General features: G+C 46.8%; 1 protein-coding gene. It reads left to right on the forward strand.

Annotated features, from left to right (window positions below; all coding sequences use genetic code 11):
* On the forward strand, nucleotides 1–615 hold a 615-nt coding region (locus R7R24_RS28290; protein ID WP_318120394.1), incomplete at both ends, for a catalase.

The following is a 615-nucleotide window of genomic DNA, read 5'->3' on the forward strand; positions in this document are numbered from 1 at the left end:
GATCCAAAAATTGCAACGTTTTGCCAGAGAACGTATTCCTGAGCGAGTTGTACACGCTCGTGGCACGGGTGCGCACGGTGAATTTGTTGCGTCTGGCGATTTTAGTGATTTAACGGTATCCGCTCCCTTCACTGAAAAGGGGAAGGTAACTCCTGTTTTCGTTCGTTTTTCGACCGTTATTCACTCAAAAGGATCACCTGAGACACTGCGTGATCCACGAGGTTTCGCCACTAAATTTTATACTGAACAGGGCAACTGGGATCTGGTAGGGAATAACCTGCCTGTGTTCTTCATCCGTGATTCGATCAAGTTTCCGGATATGGTGCACTCTCTGAAACCGTCACCAGTGAACAACGTTCAGGATCCAAACCGATTCTTTGACTTTTTTAGCCATGAACCAAGTGCGACTCACATGCTGACTTGGGTGTACAGCTATCTTGGTACGCCAGCGAGCTATCGCACAATGGATGGCTTTGGCGTTCACGCTTACAAGTGGATCAACCAACAAGGTGATGTGAACTATGTGAAGTTCCAATGGAAGAGCCAACAAGGCATTAAGAGTCTTCGTCCTAATGAAGTGACGGAAATGCAGGGTAAAGACTTCAATCACCTTAC

It is taken from the genome of Vibrio sp. 704, from assembly GCF_033339295.1.